This is a genomic window from Microvirga pudoricolor (assembly GCF_016892705.1).
Lineage (GTDB): Bacteria > Pseudomonadota > Alphaproteobacteria > Rhizobiales > Beijerinckiaceae > Microvirga > Microvirga pudoricolor.
The window spans coordinates 16,988-43,786 of record NZ_JAFEMB010000010.1; the positions used below are offsets into that span (position 1 = coordinate 16,988).

Sequence of the window (26,799 nt, forward strand, 5' to 3'; positions counted from 1 at the left end):
GATAGGTATGATAACGTCAAAGGCTGCCCAGGCCGTCATCACGGCCGGCTTGAAAAAGGCCACCGAGCTCGGGGTGCGAGCCAATATCGCCATCCTCGATGAAGGGGCTCACCTCAAGGCTTTCGTTCGTATGGACGGTGCCGTCCTCGGCTCCATCGACCTTGCTCAAGGAAAAGCTCGAACCTCGGCCCTGTTCGGGGTCACCAGCGAAGCCGTATGGGACTACTGCAAACCCGGAGCCCCGGCCCCGGGTCTGGAGCGCAGCAACAGCGGCTTGATGCCCTTTCCGGGCGGTATCCCACTCACCTCCTCCGACGGCACGCTCATTGGCGCGGTCGGCGTATCGGGCGGCACTCCCGCACAGGATGCCGATATCGCCAGGGCCGCTGCAGAGGCCGTTTAACCACCTTGCCTCTTCAATCCAACTAGAAGGATCAGCCAAATGACCAAGACCATCCTCATCACGGGTGCAGGCTCGGGCTTCGGAAAAGCCGCCGCCATTGGCATGGCGCAGAACGGTCTCACCATCATTGCCACCACGCAGGTGTCGTCACAGGTGACACCCTTGCGGGAAGAGGCCGCCAAGCTTGGGCTCAGGAACGTCCGGGTCGAGCGTCTCGACCTGACCGACCCCTACGATATTGGCCAGGCCCAGCGATGGGACTTCGATGTACTCTGGAACAACGCGGGCATGGGCGAGGCTGGCCCCGTCTGGGAAATTCCCGTCGATCTCGTGCGCAGGAACTTCGAAGTCAACGTCTTCCTGCCTCTGGAACTGACGCAAGGCGTCGTGCGCCGTTGGGTTTCGGAGGGCAAGAAGGGCAAGGTCGTATTCACTTCGTCCATGGGCGGTCTCTTCACACCAGCCAATTGGGGGACCTACGTGTCCACCAAGCACGCTCTCGAGTCCATCGCCGAGGCTTTACAGCAGGAGTTGTTGGCCCACGGCATCAAGGTGCAGACGATCAATCCGGGAGCCTACTACACGGGATACAACGAAACCATGGCGGACAATCCATTTCGCTGGCTTGACGATACGAAGCACGTCACCAAGCGTGCAGACCTGCGCAAAAGCTTCGACGACTTTTTCGCCACCCCGGAAGGCCGCATGGACCCGCAGGACATGATCAACCGGATGATCGAGATCGTTCCGTCCGATGACGGCAAGTTCCGCAACGTGGTACCGAAGACAATCGAGGACATGCTCAGGCAGCACCAACTCCAGGCTTGGGACAGACGCATCTAGACCTCCAACGACTGCGCAATCTCTTCCCTAAGCGGAACGGAGATCGCACCACTTATTCCATCTCCTGGGAGATCATCATGCGCGCCGCACTGATTGCAGCCAGTCTCGCCCTCACGCTCATCACCGGAATATCCACCATGGCACAAGCCGATACCACAGAGACACGCAACAAAGCCGTCATCGCCCAGGCCTTCGAAGCTTGGCGAAACGGGACCGGCGGGCCCTATGATCTCTTGGCCGAAGATGCACGGTGGACCATCACGGGCAATTCCCTGGCAGCAAAGACCTATCCGAGTCGAGAGGCCTTCCTAAGTGAGGTGATCCGCCCCTTCAACGCGCGGATGTCCCAGCCATTGTCGCCGAGAGTTCATCACCTTTATGCAGACGGAGACACAGTCGTCGCTCTCTTCGACGCCAGCGGCACCGCACGCGACGGACAGCCCTATGTCAATACATATGCGTGGTTCCTGCGTTTACGGGACGAACGGATTGTGGAAGCTCACGCATTCTTCGATGCCCTAGCCTTCGACGATTTCTGGCGCCGGGTCACTCCCGCGACCAAATGATCTCAACTGCGGCTAAGTCTTTCGATGAGCGGGGAGACGGAGTAGAGTCTCCTGTTCATCCTGAAGGTATTGCCGAGGTTGCCGTCAACCCCCAGCAATTTCTAGACCCTCGGGTGTAGATGCATCGTTCCTGAGGGACTTAATCGAACAGCCCATTGAGGACTCGGCCACTCGGGTCCCCAGTCATCCTTCACCTTAAGGCTGAAGAAGCAAGCCCGCCAGAATGGCGTATGGCGCGGCGCAGGACCCGGGCCAACTCATCGGCCGCATAGGGCTTATGCAGGAGTTCGAAGCCGTGCCGGCCTTCTTCTGCCAGTACATGGCTATAACCGGACGTGAGGATCACGGGCAGGCCAGGATACCGGCGTCGAATCTCCTCGCCAAGTTCCACGCCGCTCATGCCAGGCATCACGACATCCGAAAATACCGCATCGAAGTCGTCCAACTTGCTCAAGAGCTCGAGCGCCTCGCGCGCATTCGCGGCCCAAGTTGTAACATAACCGAGATCTTGGAGGAGTTGCGTAGAGAATCGCCCTACCTCAATGTTGTCTTCGACGACGAGCACCCGCCGACCCTGCCCCTCCGCCGACGCCGCCGTCTCGTTGAAAGTCGTGCTGCGTTCTTCTGAGACCTTTTCGACCTGCGGCAGATAGATCGTGAACGTGGCACCCTGGCCCACCTCGCTCACAACCGCAACGTCGCCACCTGATTGCTTGACGAAGCCATAGACCTGCGACAAACCAAGACCTGTTCCCTTCCCGACCTCCTTGGTGGTGAAAAAGGGCTCGAAGATCTGGGATAGCTTCTCAGCCGGGATGCCCGCTCCCGTATCACTAACGGACAGCGCCACGAAAGGTCCCACGCTGCCGGCATGACCTCTCAAAGGAGGCAGCACAGGGATGCTGCGGACCGCTACAGTTAACTGGCCCTCGCCATCCATGGCATCTCGCGCGTTCACAGTCATGTTCACCAAGGCTGTCTCGAACTGACTCACATCCGCCTGGACGAAACAATCCCCAAGGGCGAGCTCTGTGACGATCTGGATCCGCGAACCCACGACGGTGCGCAGCATGTCGGTGACGACTTCCACACGTTTGGACACATCGAACACCTCAGGCTTCAACGCTTGCCGACGCGCAAATGCGAGGAGCTGTCCGGTCAGCTTCGACGCTCTGTCTACCGTATCCGAGATCGCATCCACATAGCGTCGCCTTCGCTCCTCGGGCAGATCGGGGCGGCGCAGGAAGTCGGTGGAACTCTTGATGATCGTGAGAAGATTGTTGAAGTCGTGGGCGACGCCACCGGTCAACTGACCCACTGCTTCCAACTTCTGCGATTGCCGCAATGCCTCCTGCGCCACGGCGAGTTCTTTCTCCCGCGCTTTCATTACGCTGAGATCGCGGCCCACGGCAATGAAGTTGATACCGTCGGCCTCAGGCGCAACCGTCCACTCGATGGGCTTCCAGCCGCCGTCTTGGGTCGCAATGCGGTTTTCAAACCGCGTCGGTTGACCGACTTCGCTCATGCGAGCCAGCGCCGCCAGGGTCGGGGGCATATCGTCCGGATGCATGAATGTCGCATATGGCCGCGCCAGAAGCTCCGTCTCGGTCCATCCCAAAACGCGAGTCCAAGCTGGACTGACCGCCGACATCATGCCCTGGTAATCGGCGCGTGCCAGCATGTCTTCGGACAAGGTCCAGAGACGGTCGAGCTCGGCCTGACGCTCAGCGAGTTCGACCGCCTGCTCCTTTTCCACTGTCACGTTGCGCCCGCTGCAGTAGATCTCCTCACCCTCGGGAACGGCGACCCAGGAGATCCAGCGATATGTTCCGTCTTTCGCACGGTAGCGGTTCTCGAACCGCAAAACCGGTTCTCCGTGCCTGAGCTTGTCGAAAGCGGCGTTTGTCGGCCCGACATCGTCTGGGTGAAGCATTTCCCTGAGTGGTATCCGGGCGATCTCGTCCTGAGTCCATCCAAGCGTTTGCTCCCAGGCCGGATTGGAACTCGTGAAGTAACCTTTGGGACTTGCGACGCCTAGGAGATCGGGACTTACCTGCCAGGTGCGGCTCCGCTGACGCGTGCGCTCTTCCACCTCTCGTTCGAGATCTGCATTGAGCGCGCGCAAGCTGGCCTCGCTCGCGCGCAGGGCCAATTCGGCCTGCTTGCGTGCTGTGACGTCCCGAAATACTACTGCGACCTGACGACGGCTGGCGGGCTCGACCCGAAAAGCTGCCAACTCAAGATAGCGTTGAGTGGCGACGAGCTCCCGCTCGAACCGCGTGGGTTCACCCGTCTCCAGAACGCGGCGGTAGAGAGCCACCCAGGCCTCGGCCTCGTCTGGTACCATCTCACGAACCTTCTGCCCCACCACGTTCTGGATTCCAGCGTGTATGGCATAGGCGGGGTTCGCTTCGACATGGATATAGTCGCTTGCGGGACCATGGGGTCCATCGAGAAACTCGATGATGGCGAACCCTTCGTCGATGTTCTCGAACAGGGTTCGGTAACGTGCTTCACTCTCGCGCAAGGCCTCGAGGCGTGCGCGGGCCTCATATTGTCGCCGCCGCGCGCGCAGCGCTGTATCGGCAAGGCTGACGAGAGTGGTTGGATGGAAAGGGCGCTCCAGGAAAGACACATTTCCGAGTACGTCGAGAAAGCGTCTGGCGGTTGGATTGCGCTCAATGCCGCCGCCTCGCATCGTCAGAACGATGAACGCCAGATCAGACCATGGCGGTTGCTGGTCGATCCAACGGGAGAGGTGCTTCAGGTCTGCAGTGCGAAAGGCCTCGTCGGTCACCAGTACGAAGCCCACACCCCGTTCGATCTCGCGTACCAACATTGGAAGGTCGACACATCCTTCGGCCTCAAAGCCTGCAGCGTGTAGAATGTGTGTCGCAACAGTCGCATCCCGCCCGTGCGGTGCGAGAACGAGCGCTCTTTCGGAACCGGATCGGGAGGGGTCGCTCATGCTCAGCGGTCTTTAAGCAGCCGGGTCCGATCGCCATCGGCTAGGACGGGCGTGCCGCGAAGGATCCCTTGGAAGCCCTCCAAAGGCTCCCCGATGGCGAGGCCTCTGCTGTCGATCCGGATTTCGCGGATCGTGTTCTCATGCTCCCCAAAGCGCTTCTTAATGATCGAGATCGCTCGGCGCACCTGACCGAAGGCTTCGAAGTAGCGTAGCAGAATGATGGTGTCGGCGAGATAAGTGACGTCGACCGGAGACTTCATGTCGCCAACAAGTCCATGCTGCGCCAGCGTCAGGAACGTCGAAGCGCCTTGCCGGTTCAAATACTGCAACAGCTCATGGATGTGGAGGATCAGGAAGTTTTCCTCCGGCATTGCCGACTGGTAGCCGTTCAGGCCGTCGATCACGACGGTCTTGACACCGCTGTGATCGACCCTTGACCGCACTTTGTGTGCAAACTCTCCGGGAGACAGCTCAGCCGCATCGACCTGCTCGATGAACAAATTGCCACTGGCGCGAAGCGCGTCGAGGTCGATGCCAATCAGTTTGGCGCGATCTATGAGGAGGCTAAGCTCCTCGTCGAAGATGAACAACGCCGCTTTCTCGCCCCGAGCTGCGGCGGAGACCGCGAATTGGACGGTCAGAAGGGACTTTCCCGATCCCGCCGGCCCCATGACAAGCGTGCTGGAGCCCTGTTCGATGCCGCCGCCCAGGAGAGCATCCAGCTCCCCGATGCCGCTGGTGAGCACATGGCGGGCAAAGCCGGTTCGATGCTCGCCGGAGACCAACCGCGGAAACACCTGAACACCGCCTTTGGCGATGATGAAGTCGTGAAATCCGCCGCGGAACGATTGCCCCCGGTATTTGATGACCCGAAGGCGGCGCCGCTCGGAGCCATAGCTTGGGGTGAGTTCCTCCAAACGCACCACACCATGGGCGAGGCTATGAACGGTCTTGTCGTTGCTGTCTGTGGTCAGGTCATCCAGCATCAGCACAGTCGCGCCGCGCTGCGCGAAGTAGTGCTTCATCGCCAGAATCTGGCGCCTGTAGCGGAGAGAGCTTTGAGCCAGCAGCCGAATTTCGGATAGGCTGTCGATCACGATCCTGGCCGGCTGGCTTCGGTCGATGGCTTGGAATACGGCTTTGGTGGTCTCACCGAGCTCGAGATCCGACGAGTAGAGCAGGCTCTGCTGGTGCTCGTCGTCGAGAAGGTTCTCGGGCGGCACGAGTTCGAACACATGAACTCCATCGCCGATCTCCCAGCCATGCGAGGCAGCTCCATCGCGCAACTCGCGCTCAGTCTCCGACATGGTGATGTAGAGGCCAACCTCGCCGGCTTTGGCTCCTTCGAGCAGGAACTGAAGGGCGATGGTGGTCTTGCCGGTGCCGGGGGAGCCTTCCAGCAGGTAAACGTGGCCGGGCGATAGGCCCCCGATGAGAATGTCGTCCAGTCCTACGATCCCGGTCCGTGCTTTTGGCGGATGTTGGGGCTCAGCGGCCATGGCGAAGTCCAATCTCGGCCTGAAGAGGTGCCGGCAGGGTATGGGCGGGAATAAGTCCCAGCACCCCAGCCAGCGCCTGTTCGGCATACCAGAGGTCGTGCTGTTGCTGCAGATCGAGCCAAACGTGAGGGTTCGTACCCGACAGCCTCGCCAAGCGAGCAGCCATTTCGGGACTGACCGAGGCCGTGCCGGCCAGAACACGATGAAGAGTCTGACGCGCGATGCGGAGCTCGCGGGCAGCTTGGCTGATCGACAGACTGAGACCAGGAAGGACCTGATCGCGCAGGAGCCTCCCCGGATGGGGCGGCGGCGCTAGAAGCGCGTCTCGAGAAGGGGTCATGCGCTTACCTTGGGCTCAGCCGACTGTAGCGTTATGGGCGACAGGGTGCGAAAAGCAAGGGCCGCCCCCCGATCCCGTTCAGCGGCCAAGCCGAACTCAGGCCTCGGCCAAGATTTCGGTCGGCACCCCGGGCCGGGGCTTAAACTGGAAGGATTCCTCGCTGGCCCCGGAGGAAGGGCGGCCGCCATCTCCTCGGTTGACGAGAACGGGGACGCTTCGCGCGCCACGTCCTTGACCTCGGTCCTCTCGCCCCCGTTAGGCCTCCCATCGACGGAAAGCTGAGGCGCGGCGCGTCATGTCAAAGCCTGCGGAATCGCTCTGTGAGGAGAGAGAAGAGACAATGCATTTGCTCGTCCATCTTTGAAGGCGGGTCTGCCCGCCCTAATCTCCGGCGATCCGGATCCGTGGAGAAAGCTACATGTCGGACGAACTCAAAATCCGCCCCGTCCTTGATGACGAGACGATTGCCTTCGCCGGAAGGGTTTTTCAGCTCACCCGAGCGGGCCAGGCCGACGAACTCGCCGAACTGCTGGCGATGGGATTACCGGCCAATCTTCGCAACGAGAAAGGGGACAGCCTGCTCATGCTTGCCTGCTACCATGGCCATGCAGGCCTCGTGCGATTGCTGCTGGAGCACGGGGGCGACACGGAACTCACGAACGATCGCGGTCAGACGCCCCTCGCAGGGGCCGCCTTCAAGGGCGATTCTGTTATCGTCCAGTTGCTCCTTGACCACGGCGCAAAGGTGGACGGCTGTGGCGAGGATGGCCGAACCGCGCTTATGACGGCGGCGATGTTCAACCGGGTCGAGATTGTCGATTTGCTGCTTAACCAGGGTGCCGACCCCAGTCGTCGAGACGTGGGAGGCTTGACGGCGGGAGACGCAGCCCGTGCCATGGGTGCGGCGGAAACGCCTGACCAGATTGCAGAAGCAATCCGGCAAACGGAGAGGCTCGGTTGAGCACGGCTTGGATTCACATGAAATTTGACGCGAACGGACCGATCGCAAGCTTAGCCATCGGCACGAACCGGTCTGAGGTCGATGCCCGCCTAGGCGCAACGCATCAGAAGCCCCCAAGCAGATGCCTATGCCGTGCGACGGTTCCTTCGTTCCCATGATCGGACCACCACGGCGAGAATCCTGTGGCAGCGCGGATGTTCTCCAGATTGCTTGCTCAACAGTCTGGCGCCCCAGGCAGCGAAGGCGGATCCTGCCCGGCGAACGACTCGGGAGGGACGCCGAGCGCCGCATGAGGCGACCCACGGTATTTGAATGTCTTAGGAATCTTTAGTCTATGCTTCGCACCTGGATTTAGCGCTGAAACTGCGCCTGAGGGGCGGCTGTCATGATGGGCTACGACGTTCTGCACCTTGGCATCGCGGCATTGGCGGGCCTCGCCTGCGGGTTCTTCAATGCCGTCGCGTCATCCGGATCGGTGGTTTCACTGCCGACGCTGATGTGGATGGGGCTCCATGCCATCGATGCCAACGCCACCAACCGCATTCCCGTGTTGATTGGCGGGATTACGGCCACGATCGAGCTCGCCAGGAACGGGAAGATCCCGTGGAAGCTCGCATGGCAGACTAGCATTCCGGTGACCTTGGGTTCAGCCTGTGGGGCCGGCTTGGCCGAAATGATCCCGAGCCACGACTTGCGCATCTTTATTACAGCCGCAGTGCTAGCAGCGCTTGTCCTCATACTTACCAAGCTCAAGGATGTCATCAACGCCGCCGCAGCCGGAACGACCCGTTATGGCCTGAGGGAGAAGTCACTGTTCTTTCTTGTGGGGATCTGGCTCGGTTTCATCGTGCTCGATGGAGCAACCTACCTACTGCTGGTGCTCGTCCTCGCCGTGCGACTGCCCTTGATTGAAGCCAATGCCATCAAGAATTTTCTCTCGGTACCGACCACGATCGTGGCGATGGTGATCTTCGCCAGCCGCGGCAGCGTTGACTGGACGCTTGGTGGCATCTTGGGAATAGGAAGCATTGCAGGCAGCTATTTGGGAGCACGCCTGGCTCTGTCCGAGAATGCGAAGCAGTGGATTATGCGGCTGCTCATTTTCGTGATCGTCGGTGAACTGCTGCATCTCGGCATCCGCTACTATCTTCGGGTGCTTGGCTGAGCCGGATATGAAGAACGGTTCATACAGGCCCTCGCTCTCGTTCCCGAGTTGACATTTGAAATCCTCTGACTCGGTGTCACTCTGTGCAGCGATGGATAGAGACCAGCCTTTAGGGAATGCCAGTCCGGTTCAATCGACGGTGTGCTGTCGAGCACAGTCATTGCTGCCTATGAGCCGTACGATCAAACAACCTTTTAGGGAGGATTTCATGTTGTCTCCCACCGACTGGCAGAGGGTCTACGATTTCTGGTTCCCAGCCAGCCTCTCGCGCGCGGACGCAGCAAGCCAATGGCGCAGGCTGGAATGGTGGATGCGTGGTGGCGCAACACCAGAACTGCCCCCATTTATTGATTTGGTTCAGGCGGCGCGGTCCGATGTTTTGGATCGTTGGCTTGAGGTCCCCCACGGACGCCTATGCTTGATTATACTCCTCGACCAATTCCCGCGAGGTCTTTTCGGCGGCACGCCGGATGCCTTTGCGTCCGACACGGATGCTCTGCGGATTGCGGAGGAAGGTTTCAGGAATGGGCATTTTGAGGCCCTCGCCGACCCCTGGGAGAGGTTCTTTTTCTTCCTGCCTCTCGCTCATGCGGAAGGTCCGGACCATCTGGACCGTATGAGACGTGTCGTCGTCATTTCGGAACGCGTCGCCGACCAAGCCCCTGAGAACCTAAGGCCGATCTGGGAGTTCTCGTTGAAACAAGCCCGGGACAACTTCACCGTAATCTCCAAGTTTGGGAGGTTCCCGCATCGCAATTCAGTGCTGGGGAGGCTATCCACACCAGCGGAAGAGGTTTATTTGGCGAAGGGTGACTTTGTTCACCAACGCGAACTGCCTACCTTTGCCAGCGAGTGAGCCTTCAAGCCTCACGTCCAAGGAGCGTGCGATAGCAGACATGGACAGAGCTTCACGCAAACTGCGACTGGGCCTGCTTCGGACACCGTAGTGGCACTCCCTCGCTGATCGAAACGCCCGGTTTTCCTTCGTTGAGAGCGGACATCGCCTGCCATTCAGGACGGCCCCGGAACCGCTGTCATGGGTCGGCGGAGCTTGCATGCTCCGAGCGCCGGAAGATGAGGCTGAGATTGTTGGCAGGCATCGGCACGCGTTCTGCTAGAAGCAGTCCAGCGCAACGGGCACAGCTTGCGACGGCCTCAAGGTCTCGGAGACCCTAATCCGGATTTCGGCGCCTGAGGTCAACGTCGAAAGCCTCATTGCTCACGGCCGTGTGAGACCCATTCTCCGTATACGCTCCATAAAGGTAGAGCACGCCGCCGGGCGAAAGCAGCCGTCCCGCTCCAGCCATCAGCCCTTTCGTCGCTTGCCAAAAGCTGATGTGAACCAAGTTGATCGCCACGGGGGCCTTCCTCGTCCCGTCAGACCGGCCAGGAGCATGGCCGCTACCGGACCCCAGCCGCTAGCACGCCGAGATGGCCGCGCTAAAATTGGAGGAGCTGCGCCAGGCCTCCCGAACCCGTGGCACCAGGGCTTGTTTCCGAGTGAGGTTGATCTCTTGGTGTTACCGCGACACAGAACTTGTCACCAGGCAGAAGGACTACCGCTGTGCTGCTGACATGAGGGGCTCGATCCACGGGCATGGCGCCGACCCGATCATCTCCGACGATTCCAAGGAAGTTTATGTGCTCCAGGCCGGGGAGGTCCTGCACGTGGCGTGCGAGCCGATGGCTCTGCTCTTGCGGATGCGCCGCTCGCAGGGCGGACGACCTCCTCGGCCCGGCACCAGCAAGCTACCGGTCCGGCAGGATCGAGGACGTCAAAGCGAGCGCTTTCCAACGCGGCACTTGGTCGAAGTCACTGAGAGACTCTCTTGGCTGAGATAGGATCCTCAGGGCTGACCTCATATTCCGGTTCCTGCCTTGAGGTTCGCCGGCAGGGGTGTGATGTAAGGCGTGCGAGCGGTGCGCTCCTGAAGGTCGCGACGGGCGGCTTCGACGAGGGCTGGCGTTTGGATCAACTCGATCGCGCTTGCCGCCAGTGCCTTGGCGGTTTGCACCATTCCCTTATGGGCCATGGGTGACTTGCCCTGCGCGGTCAATTGCCAAGAATGGCCCGGCGTGCCGATCGCCTGCGTCGCACCTGAGATTTGTGCGAACGGCACCACCCAACTCACATCGCCAAGGTCTGTCGAGCCGAGCATCGGCACACCTCTTGCGTCCAAGGGGACGATCAGGTCGCAGAGCGGCGACTCGCTTTGCGGGACGCCAGCGGAAAGGAAGGCCGCTTCGATGTCGTCGGCGGAAAGCGTAGCCTGCATGCTTCTTGCGAAGGCGCGGTCCTCGCTGTCGAATGACGTTGGACCGAGACGCTCCATGTTTCGGTGCAGCAGAGCTTCCAGCGTTGGGTTGTCCAGAACTTCCGACATGGCGGTTACAACGGACGATTGGACCGTCGTTTCAGTCATCGTCGCGGCCCCTTCAGCGACCTTCCTGACCCTCTCGATAAGCTTCTCCATGTTAACGCGCTTTAGCGCGCGAACAGAATATCTCACTGTGGCTTTTGCCTGCACGACGTTGGGCGCACGGCCTCCGCTATCGAGGACTGCGTAATGGATCCGGCTGTCGGATGGAACATGCTCGCGCAGATAGTTGACGCCTACATTCATCAGCTCGACCGCATCCAAAGCGCTGCGTCCAAGATGTGGGCTGACGGCAGCATGTGAAGCACGGCCTGTGAACTCGAAGTCAATCATGGTCACGGCAAGCGTCAATGGCGGGATGATTCCGTTGAAATGCATCGGGTGCCAAGAAAGCGCGACATCCACATCTTCGAAAACGCCGTCCCGCACCATGAATGTCTTAGCCGCTCCACCCTCTTCCGCAGGACACCCATAGTAGCGGACGCGTGCCTTGGTGCCGGTTTTCTGCAGCCAATCCTTCACGGCTGTAGCTGCCAGAAGTGAGCCAGCACCCAGTAGGTTGTGGCCACAGCCATGACCGTTGCCATCGGGCTCGACCGGCTCAGGTCGGTCCAAACCCGCCTTCTGGCTGAGGCCTGGAAGCGCGTCATACTCACCAAGGATCGCGATGACGATACCGCCTTCACCGGCCTCGGCCATCAGCGCTGTTTCGATTCCTGCAACGTTTTCAGTCACGCGGAAGCCCTGCGCTTCGAGGGCCGCCTTGTGTGAGGCTGCCGATCTGTGCTCCTGATAAAGAGTTTCCGGTGTGTCCCAGACGGAATCGCTCAGCGCAATGAAATCACTCTTTTTAGCGTCGACAAGATCCCATGCCTCGTGACTGTTGGCGGGCTTCATGAGATCGCTCCTTTGTTCTTCTCGTTCACTGCTCACAATGCGTGGTGGCAGGCTACGCGTCCTTTATTGACTGGCTGCATCGCGGGTACGCTTCTGCGGCAGACTTCAGTGGCAAGTGGACAGCGTGGATGGAAAGCGCAGCCTGGTGGTGGGGAGATTGGATCCGGTATCTCACCGATAGGGATCGAAGCCTCACGGCCGAAAGCATCCATGCGCGGCGCAGCTTCGAGCAACATGCGTGTATAGGGATGCTTGGCATCCGTGAAGAGCTCCTCGACAGGAGCCTCTTCGACCAAGCGGCCGAGATACAGCACGCCAATCCGATCGGCCATGTGGCGAACGACTGTCAGGTCATGGCTGATGAAGATATAGGTCAGCCCGAACTCATCTTTCAGGTCGCTCATCAGGTTGAGAACCTGTGCCTGGACCGAGACGTCGAGCGCGGATGTAGGTTCATCGCAGACGATCAGCTTGGGGTTGGACGCGAGTGCACGGGCAATCCCTATCCGTTGGCGCTGTCCGCCGGAAAACTGGTGCGGGAAAAGCTTGGCGTCGTCGGCTGAAAGGCCGACCTTTTCAAGAAGTTGCTCTGCGATCCCCGTAGCCTTGCCGCCTTGGGCAACCACGGGTTCGGCAATGATATCGCGGACGCGCCAACGCGGGTTGAGGCTGGCATAGGGATCCTGGAAGACCATTTGGACGCCACCTCGCCGACTGTCCGGACCGGACCTTTCCCCATCAATGAGAACATTGCCAGCGGAAGGTTCCATCAGCCCGACGACCATGCGCCCGATCGTCGTTTTGCCGGAACCGCTCTCTCCAACCAGAGCGAAAACGGTGCCGCGCTCGACGTTGAAGCTCACGTCGGTCACAGCCTTCAGTGTGCGCTTCGGCAGGCGCTCGATCAAGCGATTGAGAAATGGAGGCGACACGTCGAAGGTGCGGCTCAAGCCGAGCACGCTAACCAGTGAATCGGAAGCTCGCCGGTCTTTCGGCACCGTGAATTCGGAAGGCGTTCTCATATCGTACCCTTCAGAGGATACCAGCAGGCTGCTCGGCCATTTGGATCATCGGATAAGGTCGGGGTTGGATCAACGCGGCACCGTTGGGTCGCTTGCTCGCAGCGTGGGTTGAAAGCGCAACCCTGGGGTAGACGCCCCAGCCGGGGCATGGAGCCGGGGATCTGGCGCAGGCGGCGCATCCCAAGGGAGGCGAGAGGAGTAGAGGCCATGAGTCCACGTGCATAGTGATGCGCGGGCGTCAGGATGACATCCCTCACTGATCCGATTTCGGCAAGCCGACCGGCATACATCACCGCAACCCGATCGGCCGCCTCGGCGATGACGCCCATGTCATGCGTAACGAGCATTACGGCCACTCCGCGCTCACGGCAAAGCCGTTTCAACAGACCGATGATCTGAGCCTGAACGGATACGTCCAGCGCGGTGGTCGGCTCATCGGCGATCACGAGGCTCGGTTCCGCACTGAGTGCCAAGGCAATCACAACCCTTTGGCGCATTCCTCCGGAAAACTCATGCGGGTAGCTGTCGATACGCTCGGCGGCAGCCGGAATACCCACCTCCTGCAGTAACTGGATCGAGCGCTGGCGCGCTTCCTTCTTGGACACGGCGAGATGCTCGAGAATCGTCTCGGTCAACTGCTGGCCAACCGTCAGCAGTGGATTGAGAGACGTTAGCGGATCCTGGAACACCATGCCAATGCGCCTGCCGCGAATGCGCCGCTTGGTTTCCGTCGCAAGCGTGTCAATACGCTGCCCCATCAGCCAGACTTCGCCGCCGCTGATATGAGCCGGTCTCGCCAACAATCCGATCACGGCATTTCCGGTCATGGACTTGCCGGCACCACTTTCACCGACCACACCCAGGATTTCTCCTGCGGCGATGTCGAAGCTCACCCGATCAACAGGCCGCATGACGCCGTAGCGCGACGGGATTTCAACCGAGAGATCACGCACGGAAAGAACGGGAACAGGCATCTGGTCAGCTCTTTAGGCTGGGGTTGAGCGCATCGCGCAGCCAGTCACCGAGACTGTTGACCGAAAGAGCCAGCATCAAAAGCGTCAATGCTGGGAAGAACAGGATCCACCACTCACCAGAGAGCGCGAACTCCTGACCAACGCGTATGAGAGTGCCAAGCGAAGGCTTAGTTGGCGGCGCCCCGACTCCTAGGAAGGACAGGGTAGCCTCGGCAATGATGGCCAGCGCCAGGCTGATTGTCGCGATGACAAGGATCGGACTCATGGCGTTAGGCAGAATGTGCCGGAACATGATCGTCATCGGTCCCTGCCCCGCGAGCTTTGCGGCGAGCACGAAATCCTTGTTCTTCTGTACCATGGCAGCGCCGCGGACAACACGGGCGAAGGGCACCCAGTCCGACAGGCCAATTGCCACAATCAGAACCCAGATCGCCACCTGGTCTCGATATTCGATGGGAGCGACCCCCTTGGCGATCCCGAATATCAGCATAGCAATGAGGATTGCCGGAAAGGTGAGCTGGATGTCGGCAGTTCTCATGATGATGCTGTCGACGCGCCCACCGACATAACCTGCGATCAGGCCTAACGAAACCCCAAGCACAAGACCGAAGGCCACTGCCAGCACACCGACCATCAGTGAGATACGTAGGCCGTATAGAATCGTTGAGAATACGTCGCGACCCTGGTTGTCCGCGCCAAACACAAAGAAGTCGTTTGTGAAGGGATTCTCCTGAAGTGGCGGCGAGAAGCCGTTAGCGAGGTTGAGCTCGCTTGGGTCGAACGGGTTCTGCGGCGTGATCCATGGTGCAAACAGTGCTGCCATCAGGAGAACAACGACCATGATTGCCGACAGGATTGCAACCGGAGAGCCACGAAACGACCACCCGATATCGGAGGCCCAAAAACTGGAGATGCGGGAAATCATCCCTTTCCTCCCGATACCCGCAGGCGTGGATCAACAGCGAAGTATAGCATATCAACCAGGAGATTGATGGTGACGAACACCAGCGAGATCAGCATCAAGTATGCGGCCATGACCGGAATGTCGACAAACTGAATGGCGTTGACGAAGAGAAGTCCCATGCCTGGCCATTGGAAAACCGTCTCGGTAATGATGGCAAAAGCGATAATCGATCCGAGTTGGAGGCCTGTAACGGTAATCACGGGTACAAGCGTGTTGCGCAGTGCATGATTGAAGTTGATCGACCGCTCCTTCAATCCTCGGGCCCAAGCGAAGCGGATATAATCCTGCCGAAGAACTTCCAACATCTCTGCCCGAACGAGCCGCATGATCAGCGTCATCTGGTAGAGACCCAGCGTAATCGATGGCAGAATCAGTGCGATCAAACCTGACCGCGTAAGAAATCCTGTTGTCCAACCGCCGATTTTCACTGTTTCGCCGCGCCCAAAACTTGGCAGGAGCTCAAGCTTCACCGCAAAGATATTAATCAGCGCGATGCCGATCAGAAACGTCGGCAACGACACACCAATAAGCGAGGCAGTCATGATGCTCTTGGCGATGAAGCTGTCGCGCTTGATCGCCGTGTACATGCCGAAGACGATGCCGAAGAACAGCGCGAGCGCTCCCGACACCAGCGCGAGTTCCAGCGTCGCCGGGGCACGTTCGGCGAGAACCTCGATCACTGGACGACCCTGGCGATAGCTCACGCCAAAGTCCCCTTGCACGGCCTTTTTCAGGAAGATCCCGTACTGCGTGAGGATTGCGCGATCGAGCCCGAGTTCGACGCGCATGCGGTCGACATCCGCCTGAGTTCGCTCCTGACCAAGCATGTTGTTGATCGGATCGCCCACAAAGCGGAACATGGAAAAGGCTACGAGTCCTACGATGAGGAGGACCAGTAACGACTGTCCGAGACGCCGAATAAAGAAGACGATCATAGGGCTGGGATGCTAACGCTTTCCTGCCTGGCAACCTTGTGTTCAAAGTGTCCACGGCGTGGATAGTTTTCGGAACGTCGGTTGGGCGATGTTCGCGACGAACATTTACCCGCTCCATTTGGGGAAGGCGGACGTGCGCACTGACACGCCCGCCTTAAAGTTCCTTAATTTATACTGAAGTACTTAATCCGGGCCTGATTGTCTGGATCCACGGTGACCGTGTACTTGCTCTTCATGGCCCAGTTGAGCATTTGGTGATGAATTGGGATATAGACTGCATCCTTTTTCACTGTCTCCCACATATTCTTTACCATGGCGTCGCGCGCTTCCAGATTGACTTCGGCCGCGATCGCCTTGATCTGACTGTCGAGCTCGGGATTCGAATAGCGGGTGCTGTTCCAGCTTCCGTACGCGTCGGATTTGGTGTGGTAAAGGAAGTTGAAAATGTACTCCGAGTCGTAGCTCGGTACACCCCACCCCAGCATAAAGAAGTCCGTCTCGAGCTTGCCGATCTGGGGGAAGAACAACGCCTTCGATGTTGCGTTCAGGTTCACCTTGATCCCGACCTGCGACAGCATGCTGACAGCGGCTTGGCAGATCGCCTCGTCGTTGATGTAGCGGTCGTTCGGGCAATCGAGCTGGATGGAGAACCCGTCCTTATATCCGGCATCCGCCAGCATAGCCTTGATCTTCGCGACATCTGTCGGCGGATATGTGTTGAGTTCCTTACTCCATCCCCTGACAAAAGTGGGCATGATGACCCCAGCCGGCACCGATTGGCCCCGCATCACGACCCTCTGGATGGCATCGCGATTGATCGCCATGCTCATGGCCTGTCGCACACGCACATCTGCCAGCGGATTCTTGCCGTTGATGTTGCCGCCATGCAGTTTATCGGAAACATTCAGCCCGAAGAACACAGAGCGGTTCTCGGTTTGCGTCTCAATTTTGAGCCCGGCATTCGACTTGACGCGCTGGATGTCCTGGACAGGCACATCTTGGATGAAGTCTAACTCACCGGACAATAGAGCCGATACACGGGTCGCCGCATTCTGAATCGGCGTGAAGACGACTTCTGTCACTTTGACTGGGAAGGTTTTCATTCCCCAATAGTCGTCATTGCGCCGCATCACCGTGCGGTTGTCCTGCTCCCGCGAAACGAGTTTGTAAGGACCAGTCCCGTTCACGTTTGTGGAAGCAAACGTGACCTCACCCGCAGCGACGTTCTGAGGCACAGTGGCCTTGTTCGCTTCCACCCATGTTTTGTCGAGCATGAAAATACTCGTCATAGCCGCCGGCAGTATCGGATTGGGACCTTTGGTCTTAATCTCAACCTCGTGGGGACCAGTAGCCTTGACTTCGGCGATCGATGCGATCAGGCCCTTCATCTGACTGGCCTGCGATCTCGCGCGATTGAGCGAAAACACGACATCTTCACTGTCAAAGGCCGCGCCATCGTGGAATTTTACACCCTCACGCAGCTTGAAGACCCAGACGGTTGGGTCGGCTTTCTTGATAGCCCACTCGGTCGCCAGGGTCGGCTCAAGTTCACCATTGGGAGCCCGAGATACGAGAGGCTCCATCATCTGGGACTGGAGCATGATCGTGACGCCCTCGTTCTGGGCGTGTGGGTCTAGCGTCAACGCGTCGCCTGCCAAGCCCCATCGGAGCGTTTCGGCGCCAGCCGAGCTTGTCATTAAGGCGACTGCTGCGGCGGTAACCAACAGAGGCTTTTTCAAAGCGATCCCTCCCATAAGATCCAGATCTGGCGAAATGTCGTTTTTTGCGAACTTATGTGCGCTATGTAAACTAGGCGTAGAAGTTTTGCCAAGCGATAAATTCTTCGGCTTATCTCCCTATTCAACTGATCTTGTGAGCAGCGCGGGAGAGGCTGGAGAGGACGCGAGGCCCATGCTCCTCCAAAATGACAATATCCTCCAAGCGGATACCAAACCTACCGGGCAGGTAGACGCCGGGTTCGATCGAGAAAACCATCCCCGGCTCCAGCACGGTTTCTGATGTGGACGTGACATAAGGGGGTTCGTGCACCTCCAGGCCCAGTCCGTGCCCAGTCCTATGGACGAAGTACTCGCCAAACCCTGCTGCCGTGATCACGTCACGAGCGGCTTGATCGACCATGCGCGCGGCCACGCCTGGACGCGCTGCCGCCATGGCGGCCTGTACGGCTTCTTCGACCACCGAGTGCACATGCGCGTAGTTATCTGGCCCCTCACCTACAATCGCCATTCGCGTCATGTCGCTGGAGAAATGATCCAGCGAACCGCCTATGTCGATGACGATCGCGTCGCCTTCGGAGATCGGCCGATTGCCGGTGGAATGATGCGGAAACGCTCCATTGGGGCCGCTTGCAACGAGCGCGAAAGAGATCGACACACCGTTATCGACGAAGGCTTGGCGGATGACAGCCGCAACCTGGCGCTCCGTCATGCCTGGCTTGATGATAGCCAGCCCGGCTTCCATCGCCTTGTCGGCCACAGCAGCCGAGCGAAGGATTTGATCAAGTTCACTCGCATCCTTCCGCATGCGAAGCACACCTACGGATTCGGACGCGAAGTGGTAGTCGGAGATGTCTAAAGCTCGCATCAAAGGTAGCACAACATCGGCGCGAGCCGTTTCGTCGAGAGACAGCTTTGCACCCTTGCTGATCCCACAGGTGGACAGCGCCTCGTTCAATGCGTCGACCGGGCCGTTCTCATCCTTCCAAGAAAAACACGGCAGGTTGGTATGCGCGCGCATGTCCTGCTCGTTGACTGAGGGGACAAGAACAGCAGCGCTGTCATGGGAAACGAGCAGAAGTGTTGCTCGCTCATCTGGGTGGGGATGATATCCGAGAACCCAATGCATGTGGGCCCCTGGCGCAAGCGCTACGAGATCAATCTCTTGATCCGCCATGATTGACTGCAAGCGTTCCAACTTATTGCGCATGATGGTTATCCTTGTTCATTTTCGCACACTCGTGCGCTATGCGGACGTAATTTCAAAGATCTGGAGGAGGTGGGGTCTCTCTGCCGCCCCGCTGACATCGTCTGGATCCACGAGGATGGTCGGTGGAGCCGGTAGGGGCCACTCACTCTCCCCTTGCAGGCCGCTTATCCTGTGTCATGAGATCGAAATCGGTGGCACTGTGACGCTCATGAAGTTGTTCAGAGAGCTCACCGGAGGTGCGGTTCACGATGCGCCCCCGGATCACGGCTGAGCGTTCGCCGATGGTGTCGGCCCAGCGCCGCACATGCTGGTAATCCCGTACCGACAGAAATTCTGTTGCGTCGTACAAACGCCCCTGGATCAGGCCACCATACCAGGGCCAAATAGCCATGTCGGCAATCGTGTACTCCGTCCCCACCACGAACGTGTTGTCCGCCAGCCGCCTGTCGAGCACATCAAGCAGCCGCTTCGTCTCCATCGTGAACCGATCAATCGCATACTTTATTTTCACCGGTGCGTAGGCATAGAAATGTCCGAAGCCCCCTCCCAGATAGGGCGCGCTTCCCATCTGCCAGAACAGCCACGACAGACACTCCGCACGCTGGCTGGCCTCCTGCGGCAGGAATGCCCCGAACTTCTCCGCGAGGTACATCAGGATAGCGCCGGACTCAAAGACGCGAATTGTTTCCGCGTCCGAGCGATCCACCAAAGCTGGAATCTTTGAGTTCGGATTCACGTCGACAAAGCCAGTACCAAATTGCCCACCCTCATTGATCCTAATCAGCCAAGCATCGTACTCAGCCCCGGCGTAGCCCAACTCCAGAAGCTCTTCCAGCAGGATGGTCACCTTCTGGCCGTTGGGCGTTCCTAGAGAGTAAAGCTGAAGGGGGTGGCGGCCAACAGGCAGCTCCTTAACGTGCGTAGCGCCTGCTACCGGCCGGTTGTGGCTTGTGACGGGGCTTGCAGCACCTCCCTTGTCCCAGGTCCAGACCTTCGGCGGCACGTAATCAGAAGAATTCGTCATTCCAGCTGCTCCTGACGATCGCGGCTCTTATTCAGCTTTCGACATTACAAAGGCTCACGTACGAAAGCGGTCCATCCATCCAGCCGACGGGCGGACGTAGTCATAGACAAGTACGTCAATCATCGCTCAACTCCGGGATGACGAGATCGCCGATCGGACCTGAAAGGTGAAGTGTGGCACCGGTTTGCGCCTGCAAGTCTTCCAATGAGAGAGCGGCGAGTTTCTCACGCAGGACGAAATGTCCATCTTGGATGTCGATGACAGCTAAGCTTGTATACACCCGTGTGACGCAGCCGACACCTGTCAACGGCAGCGTGCAGCGCTTCACCAGTTTGGGCTTGCCATCCTTGGTGACATGATCAGTAATGACCGCTACGCGCTTTGCACCATGCACAAGGTCCATCGCCCCACCGACGGCTGGTACGCCCTTGGGACCCGTGCTCCAATTCGCCAGATCGCCGTTCTCCGCAACTTGGTAAGCGCCGAGGATCGCTACATCCAAATGTCCACCTCGCACCATGGCGAAGCTGTCCGCATGATGGAAGAATGCCGCGCCGGGTTTAAGCCCAACGGCCTTTTTGCCGGCATTGATCAAGTCCCAGTCCTCGCTTCCTTTCTCCGGCGCTTCCCCGAAGTTCAGGATGCCGTTTTCGGTGTGAAATATCGCATGCCGTCCAGGAGGCTGGTATTGGGCGACCATCTCCGGAAAACCAATCCCGAGGTTGACATAAGCGCCATCAGCGATGTCCTGCGCGGCGCGCCAAGCGATCTGGGCGTTGGAAAGCTTGAGGGTCATGGATACTGCGCTCCGGCGCGGTTCAGGAGCTCTTCCTGCTGGGGATCAGCCACCTCGACGAGTCCCTGCACGAAGATCCCTGGGGTTATAATGTGCTCTGGATCGAGTGCCCCCGGCTCCACAAGACGACTAACCTGAGCAATCGTCACTACCGCTGCCATGCACATGAGCGGATTGAAGTTGCGAGCAGCCTTGTTGTAGGTCAGGTTTCCATGACGATCGCCCATATGGGCTTTCACCAGGGCAAAGTCCGCTTTCAACCAGCGCTCCTGAACATAGTAACGCCCGTCGAACGTCGCGATGACCTTGCCATTAGCAAGTTCGGTGCCATAGGCGGTCGGCGTATAGAAGGCCGGGATGCCGGCACCGCCGGCCCGGATGCGCTCCGCGAGAGTGCCCTGAGGGACCAACTCCAATTCGATCTCTCGCGCCAGATATTTTTCAGTGAACACCCGTGGATCCGCCGATCGCGGGAACGAGCAGATCAGCTTCTTCACCATGCCGTGCTCGATCAAAGCCGCAAGTCCCACATGGCCATTGCCGGCATTGTTGTTGACGATCGTTAGGTTCCTGGGGCTGCCCGTCGCGAGAAATCGATCGATCATAGCATGCGTCAGCTCAATCGGAGCGCCGGAGCCTCCGAAGCCGCCAATCATGACCGTGGCTCCATCTTCGATGCCTGCCACAGCGCCCGACAGGCTGGCGAATGCTTTATCCATTGGGCGTATGTCCTCTAGCGCCAAAGGTGGGGTCAATCTGTCCCTTGATAAAACGAATAGCAGGAGCACGCTGGTCTTCAACGGATGATGTGCGCTATAAACGTTTTGTTACGATAGCGAACAGCGAGGGCAGCAATGGCGGTCCAACGGCATGAGACAATGGGCGGCTTGGCAAAAGGCCTCGCCGTGATCGAGACCTTCACGGCCGAGCGTCCACGTCAATCCATTTCGGAGGTCGCTGCCGCATCAGGCCTTGACCGTGCGACAGCACGGCGTTGCCTTCTCACTCTCGCTCAACTCGGCTACGCGGATTACGATGGCAAGTTTTTCACGCTCATGCCGCGTGTTCTACGCCTCGGCACCGCGTGCCTGGCAACCATGCCGCTGCCCCAGATCATGCAGCCATGGCTGGACCACCTCTCGGATGAGCTAAAGGAAAGCTCTTCCGTATCTATCCTTGACGGAACAGAAATCGTCTACGTCGCCCGCGCTGCTCAGAAAAAGGTAATGTCGATCAGCCTGATGCCGGGATCTCGCCTACCGGCTTATTGCACATCCATGGGCCGCGTTCTGCTTGCCGCGCTCCCACAGGGCGAAGCCGCTGGCATTCTCGATCGAACATCACGGCTTGCGCGCACTCCTCATACAATTACCCACATCGACACCCTGATGGAGGAATTGGATCAGGTTCGGAAGCAGGGATATGCCGTAATCGATCAAGAGGTTGAGCTCGGCCTCCGATCGATTGCCGTTCCGCTTTACAACCTGCGAGGCAAGGTGGTCGCTGCCCTTAATTTTGGACTTCCCGCGGCGAGCGTTGCTTGTGACGACATGGTTCCCCGCTACCTGCCATCTCTTCGGCATGTGCAGGATGAAGTGAAGCGGGTGCTGCGCTGAAACCCGCTTCCTAACCGGCCCGCCGCTTTGTCAAGGCAATGGCCGGACAGTCGAGCCGACTGCCCGGTGTGATCGCATTTCCGGAGGTTTAATCGCTCCTGGAATAGTCAAAGACCGCCGATGCAGGTATATTTGGTCTCCAGATAGTCATCGATACCCTGCCAGCTGCCTTCTTTGCCGAGGCCGCTTTCCTTCATGCCGCCGAAGGGCACTTCCGGCGCAACGATCATGACTTCGTTGATACCAATTAACCCATATTCCAGCTTATCCTGAAGGCGGAACGCCCGCGCAAGGCTCTGGGTGTAGGCATAAGCCGCCAAGCCATACTCGGTGTCATTGGCCGCGCGAATGGCCTCGTCTTCGTCATCGAAACGGTACACGGGCGCGACGGGGCCGAAGATCTCCTCCGTGCTGAATCGCATCTCCGGCGTCGCGCCGCCGAGGACGGTCGGCTGGAAAAACAGACCGCCGCGCTGGTGGCGCCCACCGCCTGTGATGACCTGAGCTCCTTTTGCCAGCGCATCGGCGATGAAGTCTTCCATCTTCTCAAGCGCTGCCGTATCGATCATGGGACCCTGCTCAGCGCCAGTCGTATCACCCGGGGCGACTTTGAGAGCAGTGACCTTCTCGGCGAAGCGAGCGATGAACCGATCATAGATGCCCGACTGTACGTACAAGCGGTTCGTGCAGATGCATGTTTGTCCAGCATTTCGGAACTTGGCGACTATCGCACCGTCAACCGCGCGTTCGAGGTCGGCATCGTCGAAAACGATGAACGGCGCATTCCCGCCCAGCTCCATCGAAACTCGTTTGACAGTGCCCGCCGCGTCGCGCAGGATCTGTTTGCCGATCTCGGTTGAGCCCGTAAACGTGATCTTGCGCACCTGATGATTAGAGACGATTTCTCCGCCGATCTCACGCGCCGATCCTGTCAGCACATTCACGACCCCTTTCGGAAAGCCCACCTGCTCCGTCAGATGGCCCCAGACGAGACCCGAGAGCGGCGTCGCCGTTGCAGGCTTGACAATGACTGTGCAGCCCGCAGCCAAAGCGGGGCCAAGCTTGCGAGCAAGCATGGACGAAGGGAAGTTCCACGGCGTAATGGCGGCTACGACGCCAACGGGATGGCGCGTCGTCATAAGCCTGCGGCCAGATACAGGTGACGGAATTACCGCTCCGTCCGTTCGGCGAGCCTCCTCAGCGAACCATAGGACATAGCCGGCCGACGAGGTGACCTCGCCCTTCGACTCAGCAAGAGGCTTTCCCTGCTCTGCCGTAAGCAGTGCGGCCAAGCCGTCGAGATTATCCATGATCGCCTGATGAAGCCGACGCATCAGCAAAACACGCTCATTGAGCGAAAGGCCCGCATATGCAGGAAATGCAGCATAGGCTGCAGCGATGGCGCGGCGCGTTTCAGCCGCGCCAGCATTGGGTACACGTGCGATGACCTCTCCAGTGGCAGGGTTCGTCACGTCGATGGTACGACCCAGATCGGCGGCGACCCATGCGCCGTCGATCAGGTTGGCCTCACGAATGAGATGCGTGTAGGACATATGCCTCTCTTCAAAAGCTGGGGGCCTGAGGCCCTGGAGAAAAAACCGCAGATGCTTCAGAAGAAGCGCACGGCACATTCAACGACGGCAAAGTCAACTCGACTGGCCAAGAACTTCATGCACAGCATCTTGCAGCACGTCCGCAAGACGATCAGCCTCGCTCTTTGTCAGGCATAACGGTGGAGCAAAGCCGATGATGTCACCCTCCGGCATCGGGCGCACAATAACTCCACGCCTCAACATGGCGGCCGCGATTTTCGGACTCACGCTCATGGGCGGAGAGAACCACTTCCGCTGAGCTGGATCCTCCATGAACTCGACCGCCGCCATGAGGCCGACGCCGCGGACTTCTGCAACATTCGGATGGCTCCCGACGGCCTCGCGCAAACGGGCCAGGAGGTGGGGACCTGTCGTCTTGGCATTCTCGACGAGGCCCATGCTGTCGATCAGCTTCAACGTGGCGACACCCGCCGCGCAACTGACCGGGTGAGCGGAATAGGTCCAGCCATGGGACAGGACACCGAACTCATCACTGCCCTTCATGAGCACATCGAAAACGCGCCGAGAAATGATCGAACCCGAAAGCGGCGCGTAAGCGCTGGTGAGACCTTTCGCGATTGTGATGAAATCGGGCTTCAGGCCGTAATAGGTCGAGCCGAACATTTCTCCCGTTCGTCCAAATCCGGTCACCACCTCATCCGCGATCAAAAGAATGTCATGGCGATTCAACACTTCCTGGACCCGCGGCCAATAGCCCTCGGGGGGTGGCAGAATGCCGCCAGTGCCCATCGCTGGCTCACCGATGAAGGCGGCGATCGTGTCGGCACCCTCAGCCTCAATCAGCGCTTCGAGGCGCGCGATCACATGATCGAGATATTCCGCCTCGGTCTGTGCACCGTCCTCGCGACGAAGGTAATGAGGCGCGTCGGTATGGAGAAAGCCGTCGAGCGGAAGGTTGAAGCGGGCATGATAGCCTTTCAACCCGGTCATGGACCCCGACACGAGACCTGAGCCGTGATAGGCACGCCAGCGGCTGATGATCTTTCGCTTCTCCGGCTTGCCGCGCAGGATATTGTAGTGCCATGCGAGCTTGACGTTGGTCTCGTTGGCATCCGAGCCTGAAAGTCCGAAATAGACCCTTGCCATATGATCCGGCGCGCGATCCATGATCATCTTAGCCAGGGTGATCGAGGGTTCGTTGCCTTGTCCTGCGAAGGAGTGAAAAAACGCTAGCTGGTGCGCCTGCTCGGCCATCGCATCGGCTATCTCAGACCGGCCGTAACCAGCATTGACGCAATAGAGCGCCGCAAACCCGTCCAGAAAGGTGTTGCCATCGCGGTCGGTGACATGGCTACCGCTGCCGCCCATAATGATACGGCCGGGAACATCACCTCGGGCGTGATTGGCGGTGTGCGTGGTCGGATGCAGGAGATAGTCGCGATCCCACTGGGCCAGAACATCGTTGGTGAGGGTCATATGATGGTTTCCAGCCTTGTGTTGCTGATGAATTCCGGCACCGAAGCCTGGTTGGGCAAGCTTAGGATAAAGCCGACCATCGAGGCCACTGTCTCAGGCCTAAGGCGATCAGCTTTCGGTGTTGCTCCTGGAACGTCGGCGATCAACTGGGTATCGATCGCACCCGGACAGAGAGCCGTGGCGCGCACACCGTCGTCCCATGCTGCAAAGCGCACGGCCTGTGTCATGGCTACCAAGGCATGCTTGGTCATGGAGTAGCCGACAGATGTGCCTAATCGAAACCGTTTGCCATCCGTTGAGGCGATGTTGATCACCCGGCCTGTGCCCGTTGCCCTGAGGTGGGGCAGCGCTTCACGGATTAAGCGAAAAGGCGCCTTGACGTTAACGCTCCACAGTTCATCGAGATCCGCCTCGGTGCCCTGCGAAAAATCAACCATCCGCAAGATGCCAGCATTGTTTATCAAGGCATCGATGCGTCCGAAACGCGCAACGGTTGTGTCGACCCAGGCTTTCGCGGTGTCAGGCTGGTTTGCATCGAACTTGGTCGCGGAGACCTTTTCAGAATGCTCAACCTGGGATGGATCACGAAGGCCAAGCGAGAGTGTCCAGCCGTCGGCCTGCAGACGCGCTGCAATTGCGGCGCCAAGACCCCGCCCGGCGCCGGAAATCATAGCGACTTTCATCAGAACAATCCCTGATAAACACCGCCGTCGTTGACGATGTTCTGGCCGGTCATGAAGCCGGCCTGCGCTGAACAAAGAAAAGCAATCAGGTCGCCGCATTCGGAAGGATCGGCGATGCGCCCCGCCGGGCACGATTCCAGGCGGTTCTTTACAATTTCCTGATAGGTCGTATTCCCGCGCTTGGCATGCGCATGCAGGTTGGTGTGCAGCGCATCCGTGTCGAATAGGCCGGGACACACCGTGTTGATAGTCACATTATGTAGGATCAGCTCTCGCGCCATGGCGGCGACAGCTCCAGACAGAGCCAGACGGGCGGCATGGCTGTGCGCGAAACCTACTTGCGGGAACTTGATGAAGCTCACGCTCATGTTGACGATACGGCCGAAACGCCGGCTCTGCATGCCGGGAGCAACGGCGGTGATCATCTCCACAGACGAGAGGAAGTGAACCTCAAGCCATTGCCGCCAGTCATTAGGGGTAATCTGGGCATAGGGGGTGGGCACCTGGCGGACGCCGGGGTTGTTGACTAAAATGTCGACATCGCCCGAGGCTGCTAGGATTGCAGCGCGTCCTTCAGCCGTATTGAAATCCGCTGCCACGGCGGTCACCGGGACGCCGAAATCAGCCCGGATTCCCGCTGCCGCTGCTTCCAAGGCGTCAGACGAGCGCGCGTTCATCGTCAGAGCGACACCCTCGCGAGCTAGAGACTTGGCCGTTGCAAGACCAAGCCCGCGGCTCGCGGCCGTTACGATCGCCTTGCGGCCTTTCAAACCGAGATCCATTCCCCGAC

At 59.1% G+C, this 26,799-nt stretch carries 24 protein-coding genes and 1 pseudogene; 7 read left to right on the forward strand and 18 right to left on the reverse strand.

Annotation, left to right across the window (positions count from 1 at the left end; all coding sequences use genetic code 11):
• Positions 1 to 7: 7 nt before the first annotated feature.
• From ILT42_RS21805 to ILT42_RS21815, 3 genes are all read left to right on the forward strand, one after another.
• Positions 8 to 403: a GlcG/HbpS family heme-binding protein gene (locus ILT42_RS21805; protein WP_204218120.1), complete on the forward strand. Its 396-nt coding sequence runs from the start codon at positions 8 to 10 to the stop codon at positions 401 to 403.
• A 39-nt stretch (positions 404 to 442) separates the two neighbouring features.
• A complete protein-coding gene (locus ILT42_RS21810) occupies positions 443 to 1,246 on the forward strand; it encodes an SDR family oxidoreductase (protein WP_204218121.1) in 804 nt (267 codons plus the stop codon).
• A gap of 77 nt (positions 1,247 to 1,323) precedes the next feature.
• Positions 1,324 to 1,812 carry a nuclear transport factor 2 family protein gene (locus ILT42_RS21815; protein ID WP_204218122.1) on the forward strand — a complete coding sequence of 163 codons (489 nt, stop codon included), beginning with the start codon at positions 1,324 to 1,326 and terminating at the stop codon, positions 1,810 to 1,812.
• A gap of 190 nt (positions 1,813 to 2,002) precedes the next feature.
• Here the strand turns inward: ILT42_RS21815 and ILT42_RS21820 are convergent, their stop codons facing one another.
• The 3 genes from ILT42_RS21820 to ILT42_RS21830 form a co-directional block, all read right to left on the reverse strand.
• The gene (locus tag ILT42_RS21820) at positions 2,003 to 4,651 is read right to left on the reverse strand and encodes a PAS domain S-box protein (RefSeq protein WP_204218123.1); all 2,649 of its coding nucleotides are present in this window, start codon (positions 4,649 to 4,651) and stop codon (positions 2,003 to 2,005) included.
• A 131-nt stretch (positions 4,652 to 4,782) separates the two neighbouring features.
• Positions 4,783 to 6,279: an ATPase domain-containing protein gene (locus ILT42_RS21825; protein ID WP_204218124.1), complete on the reverse strand. Its 1,497-nt coding sequence runs from the start codon at positions 6,277 to 6,279 to the stop codon at positions 4,783 to 4,785.
• Positions 6,269 to 6,619 (reverse strand): HigA family addiction module antitoxin, encoded by a 351-nt coding sequence (locus ILT42_RS21830; protein WP_204218125.1) that lies wholly within the window; start codon positions 6,617 to 6,619, stop codon positions 6,269 to 6,271. The genes ILT42_RS21825 and ILT42_RS21830 overlap by 11 nt, the downstream gene beginning before the upstream one ends.
• A gap of 418 nt (positions 6,620 to 7,037) precedes the next feature.
• Between ILT42_RS21830 and ILT42_RS21835 the strand changes: the two genes are divergently transcribed.
• From ILT42_RS21835 to ILT42_RS21845, 3 genes are all read left to right on the forward strand, one after another.
• Positions 7,038 to 7,580: an ankyrin repeat domain-containing protein gene (locus ILT42_RS21835; RefSeq protein WP_204218126.1), complete on the forward strand. Its 543-nt coding sequence runs from the start codon at positions 7,038 to 7,040 to the stop codon at positions 7,578 to 7,580.
• Positions 7,581 to 7,965: 385 nt separating this feature from the next.
• On the forward strand, positions 7,966 to 8,745 hold the full coding sequence (locus ILT42_RS21840) for a sulfite exporter TauE/SafE family protein (protein WP_204218127.1): 780 nt from the start codon (positions 7,966 to 7,968) through the stop codon (positions 8,743 to 8,745).
• A 208-nt stretch (positions 8,746 to 8,953) separates the two neighbouring features.
• Positions 8,954 to 9,601 (forward strand): DUF924 family protein, encoded by a 648-nt coding sequence (locus ILT42_RS21845; protein WP_204218128.1) that lies wholly within the window; start codon positions 8,954 to 8,956, stop codon positions 9,599 to 9,601.
• Positions 9,602 to 9,779: 178 nt separating this feature from the next.
• On the opposite strand, the pseudogene ILT42_RS22965 reads toward ILT42_RS21845, so the two are convergent.
• The 11 genes and pseudogenes from ILT42_RS22965 to ILT42_RS21905 form a co-directional block, all read right to left on the reverse strand.
• Positions 9,780 to 10,103: pseudogene (locus tag ILT42_RS22965) on the reverse strand (DUF938 domain-containing protein).
• 501 nt (positions 10,104 to 10,604) lie between these two features.
• Entirely contained in the window at positions 10,605 to 12,020 is a 1,416-nt protein-coding gene (locus ILT42_RS21860; RefSeq protein ID WP_204218130.1) for a M20 family metallopeptidase, read from the reverse strand.
• A gap of 32 nt (positions 12,021 to 12,052) precedes the next feature.
• On the reverse strand, positions 12,053 to 13,042 hold the full coding sequence (locus ILT42_RS21865) for an ABC transporter ATP-binding protein (protein WP_204218131.1): 990 nt from the start codon (positions 13,040 to 13,042) through the stop codon (positions 12,053 to 12,055).
• Positions 13,039 to 14,016 carry an ABC transporter ATP-binding protein gene (locus ILT42_RS21870; RefSeq protein ID WP_204218132.1) on the reverse strand — a complete coding sequence of 326 codons (978 nt, stop codon included), beginning with the start codon at positions 14,014 to 14,016 and terminating at the stop codon, positions 13,039 to 13,041. The genes ILT42_RS21865 and ILT42_RS21870 overlap by 4 nt, the downstream gene beginning before the upstream one ends.
• 4 nt (positions 14,017 to 14,020) lie before the next feature.
• Positions 14,021 to 14,941: an ABC transporter permease gene (locus ILT42_RS21875; protein WP_204218133.1), complete on the reverse strand. Its 921-nt coding sequence runs from the start codon at positions 14,939 to 14,941 to the stop codon at positions 14,021 to 14,023.
• Positions 14,938 to 15,915: an ABC transporter permease gene (locus ILT42_RS21880; RefSeq protein ID WP_204218134.1), complete on the reverse strand. Its 978-nt coding sequence runs from the start codon at positions 15,913 to 15,915 to the stop codon at positions 14,938 to 14,940. Before ILT42_RS21880 ends, ILT42_RS21875 begins: the two co-directional genes overlap by 4 nt.
• A gap of 164 nt (positions 15,916 to 16,079) precedes the next feature.
• Entirely contained in the window at positions 16,080 to 17,654 is a 1,575-nt protein-coding gene (locus ILT42_RS21885) for an ABC transporter substrate-binding protein (protein ID WP_204218135.1), read from the reverse strand.
• 121 nt (positions 17,655 to 17,775) lie between these two features.
• Entirely contained in the window at positions 17,776 to 18,861 is a 1,086-nt protein-coding gene (locus tag ILT42_RS21890) for a M24 family metallopeptidase (protein WP_204218136.1), read from the reverse strand.
• Between the two features lie 142 nt (positions 18,862 to 19,003).
• Entirely contained in the window at positions 19,004 to 19,885 is an 882-nt protein-coding gene (gene yghU, locus ILT42_RS21895; RefSeq protein ID WP_204218137.1) for a glutathione-dependent disulfide-bond oxidoreductase, read from the reverse strand.
• A 115-nt stretch (positions 19,886 to 20,000) separates the two neighbouring features.
• Complete coding sequence (locus ILT42_RS21900) at positions 20,001 to 20,681, reverse strand: 3-oxoacid CoA-transferase subunit B (protein WP_204218138.1); 681 nt, start codon at positions 20,679 to 20,681, stop codon at positions 20,001 to 20,003.
• The gene (locus ILT42_RS21905) at positions 20,678 to 21,400 is read right to left on the reverse strand and encodes a 3-oxoacid CoA-transferase subunit A (protein ID WP_204218139.1); all 723 of its coding nucleotides are present in this window, start codon (positions 21,398 to 21,400) and stop codon (positions 20,678 to 20,680) included. The genes ILT42_RS21900 and ILT42_RS21905 overlap by 4 nt, the downstream gene beginning before the upstream one ends.
• Before the next feature lie 135 nt (positions 21,401 to 21,535).
• Between ILT42_RS21905 and ILT42_RS21910 the strand changes: the two genes are divergently transcribed.
• The gene (locus ILT42_RS21910) at positions 21,536 to 22,297 is read left to right on the forward strand and encodes an IclR family transcriptional regulator domain-containing protein (RefSeq protein WP_204218140.1); all 762 of its coding nucleotides are present in this window, start codon (positions 21,536 to 21,538) and stop codon (positions 22,295 to 22,297) included.
• A 107-nt stretch (positions 22,298 to 22,404) separates the two neighbouring features.
• Here the strand turns inward: ILT42_RS21910 and ILT42_RS21915 are convergent, their stop codons facing one another.
• The 4 genes from ILT42_RS21915 to ILT42_RS21930 form a co-directional block, all read right to left on the reverse strand.
• Positions 22,405 to 23,850 (reverse strand): NAD-dependent succinate-semialdehyde dehydrogenase, encoded by a 1,446-nt coding sequence (locus ILT42_RS21915; protein WP_204218141.1) that lies wholly within the window; start codon positions 23,848 to 23,850, stop codon positions 22,405 to 22,407.
• Positions 23,851 to 23,943: 93 nt separating this feature from the next.
• Positions 23,944 to 25,326, reverse strand: coding sequence for an aminotransferase class III-fold pyridoxal phosphate-dependent enzyme (locus tag ILT42_RS21920; protein WP_204218142.1), 1,383 nt, complete (start codon positions 25,324 to 25,326; stop codon positions 23,944 to 23,946).
• Positions 25,323 to 26,009 (reverse strand): SDR family NAD(P)-dependent oxidoreductase, encoded by a 687-nt coding sequence (locus ILT42_RS21925; protein ID WP_204218143.1) that lies wholly within the window; start codon positions 26,007 to 26,009, stop codon positions 25,323 to 25,325. The genes ILT42_RS21920 and ILT42_RS21925 overlap by 4 nt, the downstream gene beginning before the upstream one ends.
• Positions 26,009 to 26,791 (reverse strand): SDR family oxidoreductase, encoded by a 783-nt coding sequence (locus tag ILT42_RS21930; protein ID WP_204218144.1) that lies wholly within the window; start codon positions 26,789 to 26,791, stop codon positions 26,009 to 26,011. The genes ILT42_RS21925 and ILT42_RS21930 overlap by 1 nt, the downstream gene beginning before the upstream one ends.
• Positions 26,792 to 26,799 lie beyond the last annotated feature (8 nt).

Coding starts and splice junctions, on each gene's coding strand:
- ILT42_RS21805 (WP_204218120.1), top strand. CDS start 8: ATGATAACGTCAAAGGCTGCCCAGGCCGTCATCACGGCCGGCTTGAAA.
- ILT42_RS21810 (WP_204218121.1), top strand. CDS start 443: ATGACCAAGACCATCCTCATCACGGGTGCAGGCTCGGGCTTCGGAAAA.
- ILT42_RS21815 (WP_204218122.1), top strand. CDS start 1,324: ATGCGCGCCGCACTGATTGCAGCCAGTCTCGCCCTCACGCTCATCACC.
- ILT42_RS21820 (WP_204218123.1), bottom strand. CDS start 4,651: ATGTTGGTACGCGAGATCGAACGGGGTGTGGGCTTCGTACTGGTGACC.
- ILT42_RS21825 (WP_204218124.1), bottom strand. CDS start 6,279: ATGGCCGCTGAGCCCCAACATCCGCCAAAAGCACGGACCGGGATCGTA.
- ILT42_RS21830 (WP_204218125.1), bottom strand. CDS start 6,619: ATGACCCCTTCTCGAGACGCGCTTCTAGCGCCGCCGCCCCATCCGGGG.
- ILT42_RS21835 (WP_204218126.1), top strand. CDS start 7,038: ATGTCGGACGAACTCAAAATCCGCCCCGTCCTTGATGACGAGACGATT.
- ILT42_RS21840 (WP_204218127.1), top strand. CDS start 7,966: ATGATGGGCTACGACGTTCTGCACCTTGGCATCGCGGCATTGGCGGGC.
- ILT42_RS21845 (WP_204218128.1), top strand. CDS start 8,954: ATGTTGTCTCCCACCGACTGGCAGAGGGTCTACGATTTCTGGTTCCCA.
- ILT42_RS21860 (WP_204218130.1), bottom strand. CDS start 12,020: ATGAAGCCCGCCAACAGTCACGAGGCATGGGATCTTGTCGACGCTAAA.
- ILT42_RS21865 (WP_204218131.1), bottom strand. CDS start 13,042: ATGAGAACGCCTTCCGAATTCACGGTGCCGAAAGACCGGCGAGCTTCC.
- ILT42_RS21870 (WP_204218132.1), bottom strand. CDS start 14,016: ATGCCTGTTCCCGTTCTTTCCGTGCGTGATCTCTCGGTTGAAATCCCG.
- ILT42_RS21875 (WP_204218133.1), bottom strand. CDS start 14,941: ATGATTTCCCGCATCTCCAGTTTTTGGGCCTCCGATATCGGGTGGTCG.
- ILT42_RS21880 (WP_204218134.1), bottom strand. CDS start 15,915: ATGATCGTCTTCTTTATTCGGCGTCTCGGACAGTCGTTACTGGTCCTC.
- ILT42_RS21890 (WP_204218136.1), bottom strand. CDS start 18,861: ATGCGCAATAAGTTGGAACGCTTGCAGTCAATCATGGCGGATCAAGAG.
- yghU (WP_204218137.1), bottom strand. CDS start 19,885: ATGACGAATTCTTCTGATTACGTGCCGCCGAAGGTCTGGACCTGGGAC.
- ILT42_RS21900 (WP_204218138.1), bottom strand. CDS start 20,681: ATGACCCTCAAGCTTTCCAACGCCCAGATCGCTTGGCGCGCCGCGCAG.
- ILT42_RS21905 (WP_204218139.1), bottom strand. CDS start 21,400: ATGGATAAAGCATTCGCCAGCCTGTCGGGCGCTGTGGCAGGCATCGAA.
- ILT42_RS21910 (WP_204218140.1), top strand. CDS start 21,536: ATGGCGGTCCAACGGCATGAGACAATGGGCGGCTTGGCAAAAGGCCTC.
- ILT42_RS21915 (WP_204218141.1), bottom strand. CDS start 23,850: ATGTCCTACACGCATCTCATTCGTGAGGCCAACCTGATCGACGGCGCA.
- ILT42_RS21920 (WP_204218142.1), bottom strand. CDS start 25,326: ATGACCCTCACCAACGATGTTCTGGCCCAGTGGGATCGCGACTATCTC.
- ILT42_RS21925 (WP_204218143.1), bottom strand. CDS start 26,009: ATGAAAGTCGCTATGATTTCCGGCGCCGGGCGGGGTCTTGGCGCCGCA.
- ILT42_RS21930 (WP_204218144.1), bottom strand. CDS start 26,791: ATGGATCTCGGTTTGAAAGGCCGCAAGGCGATCGTAACGGCCGCGAGC.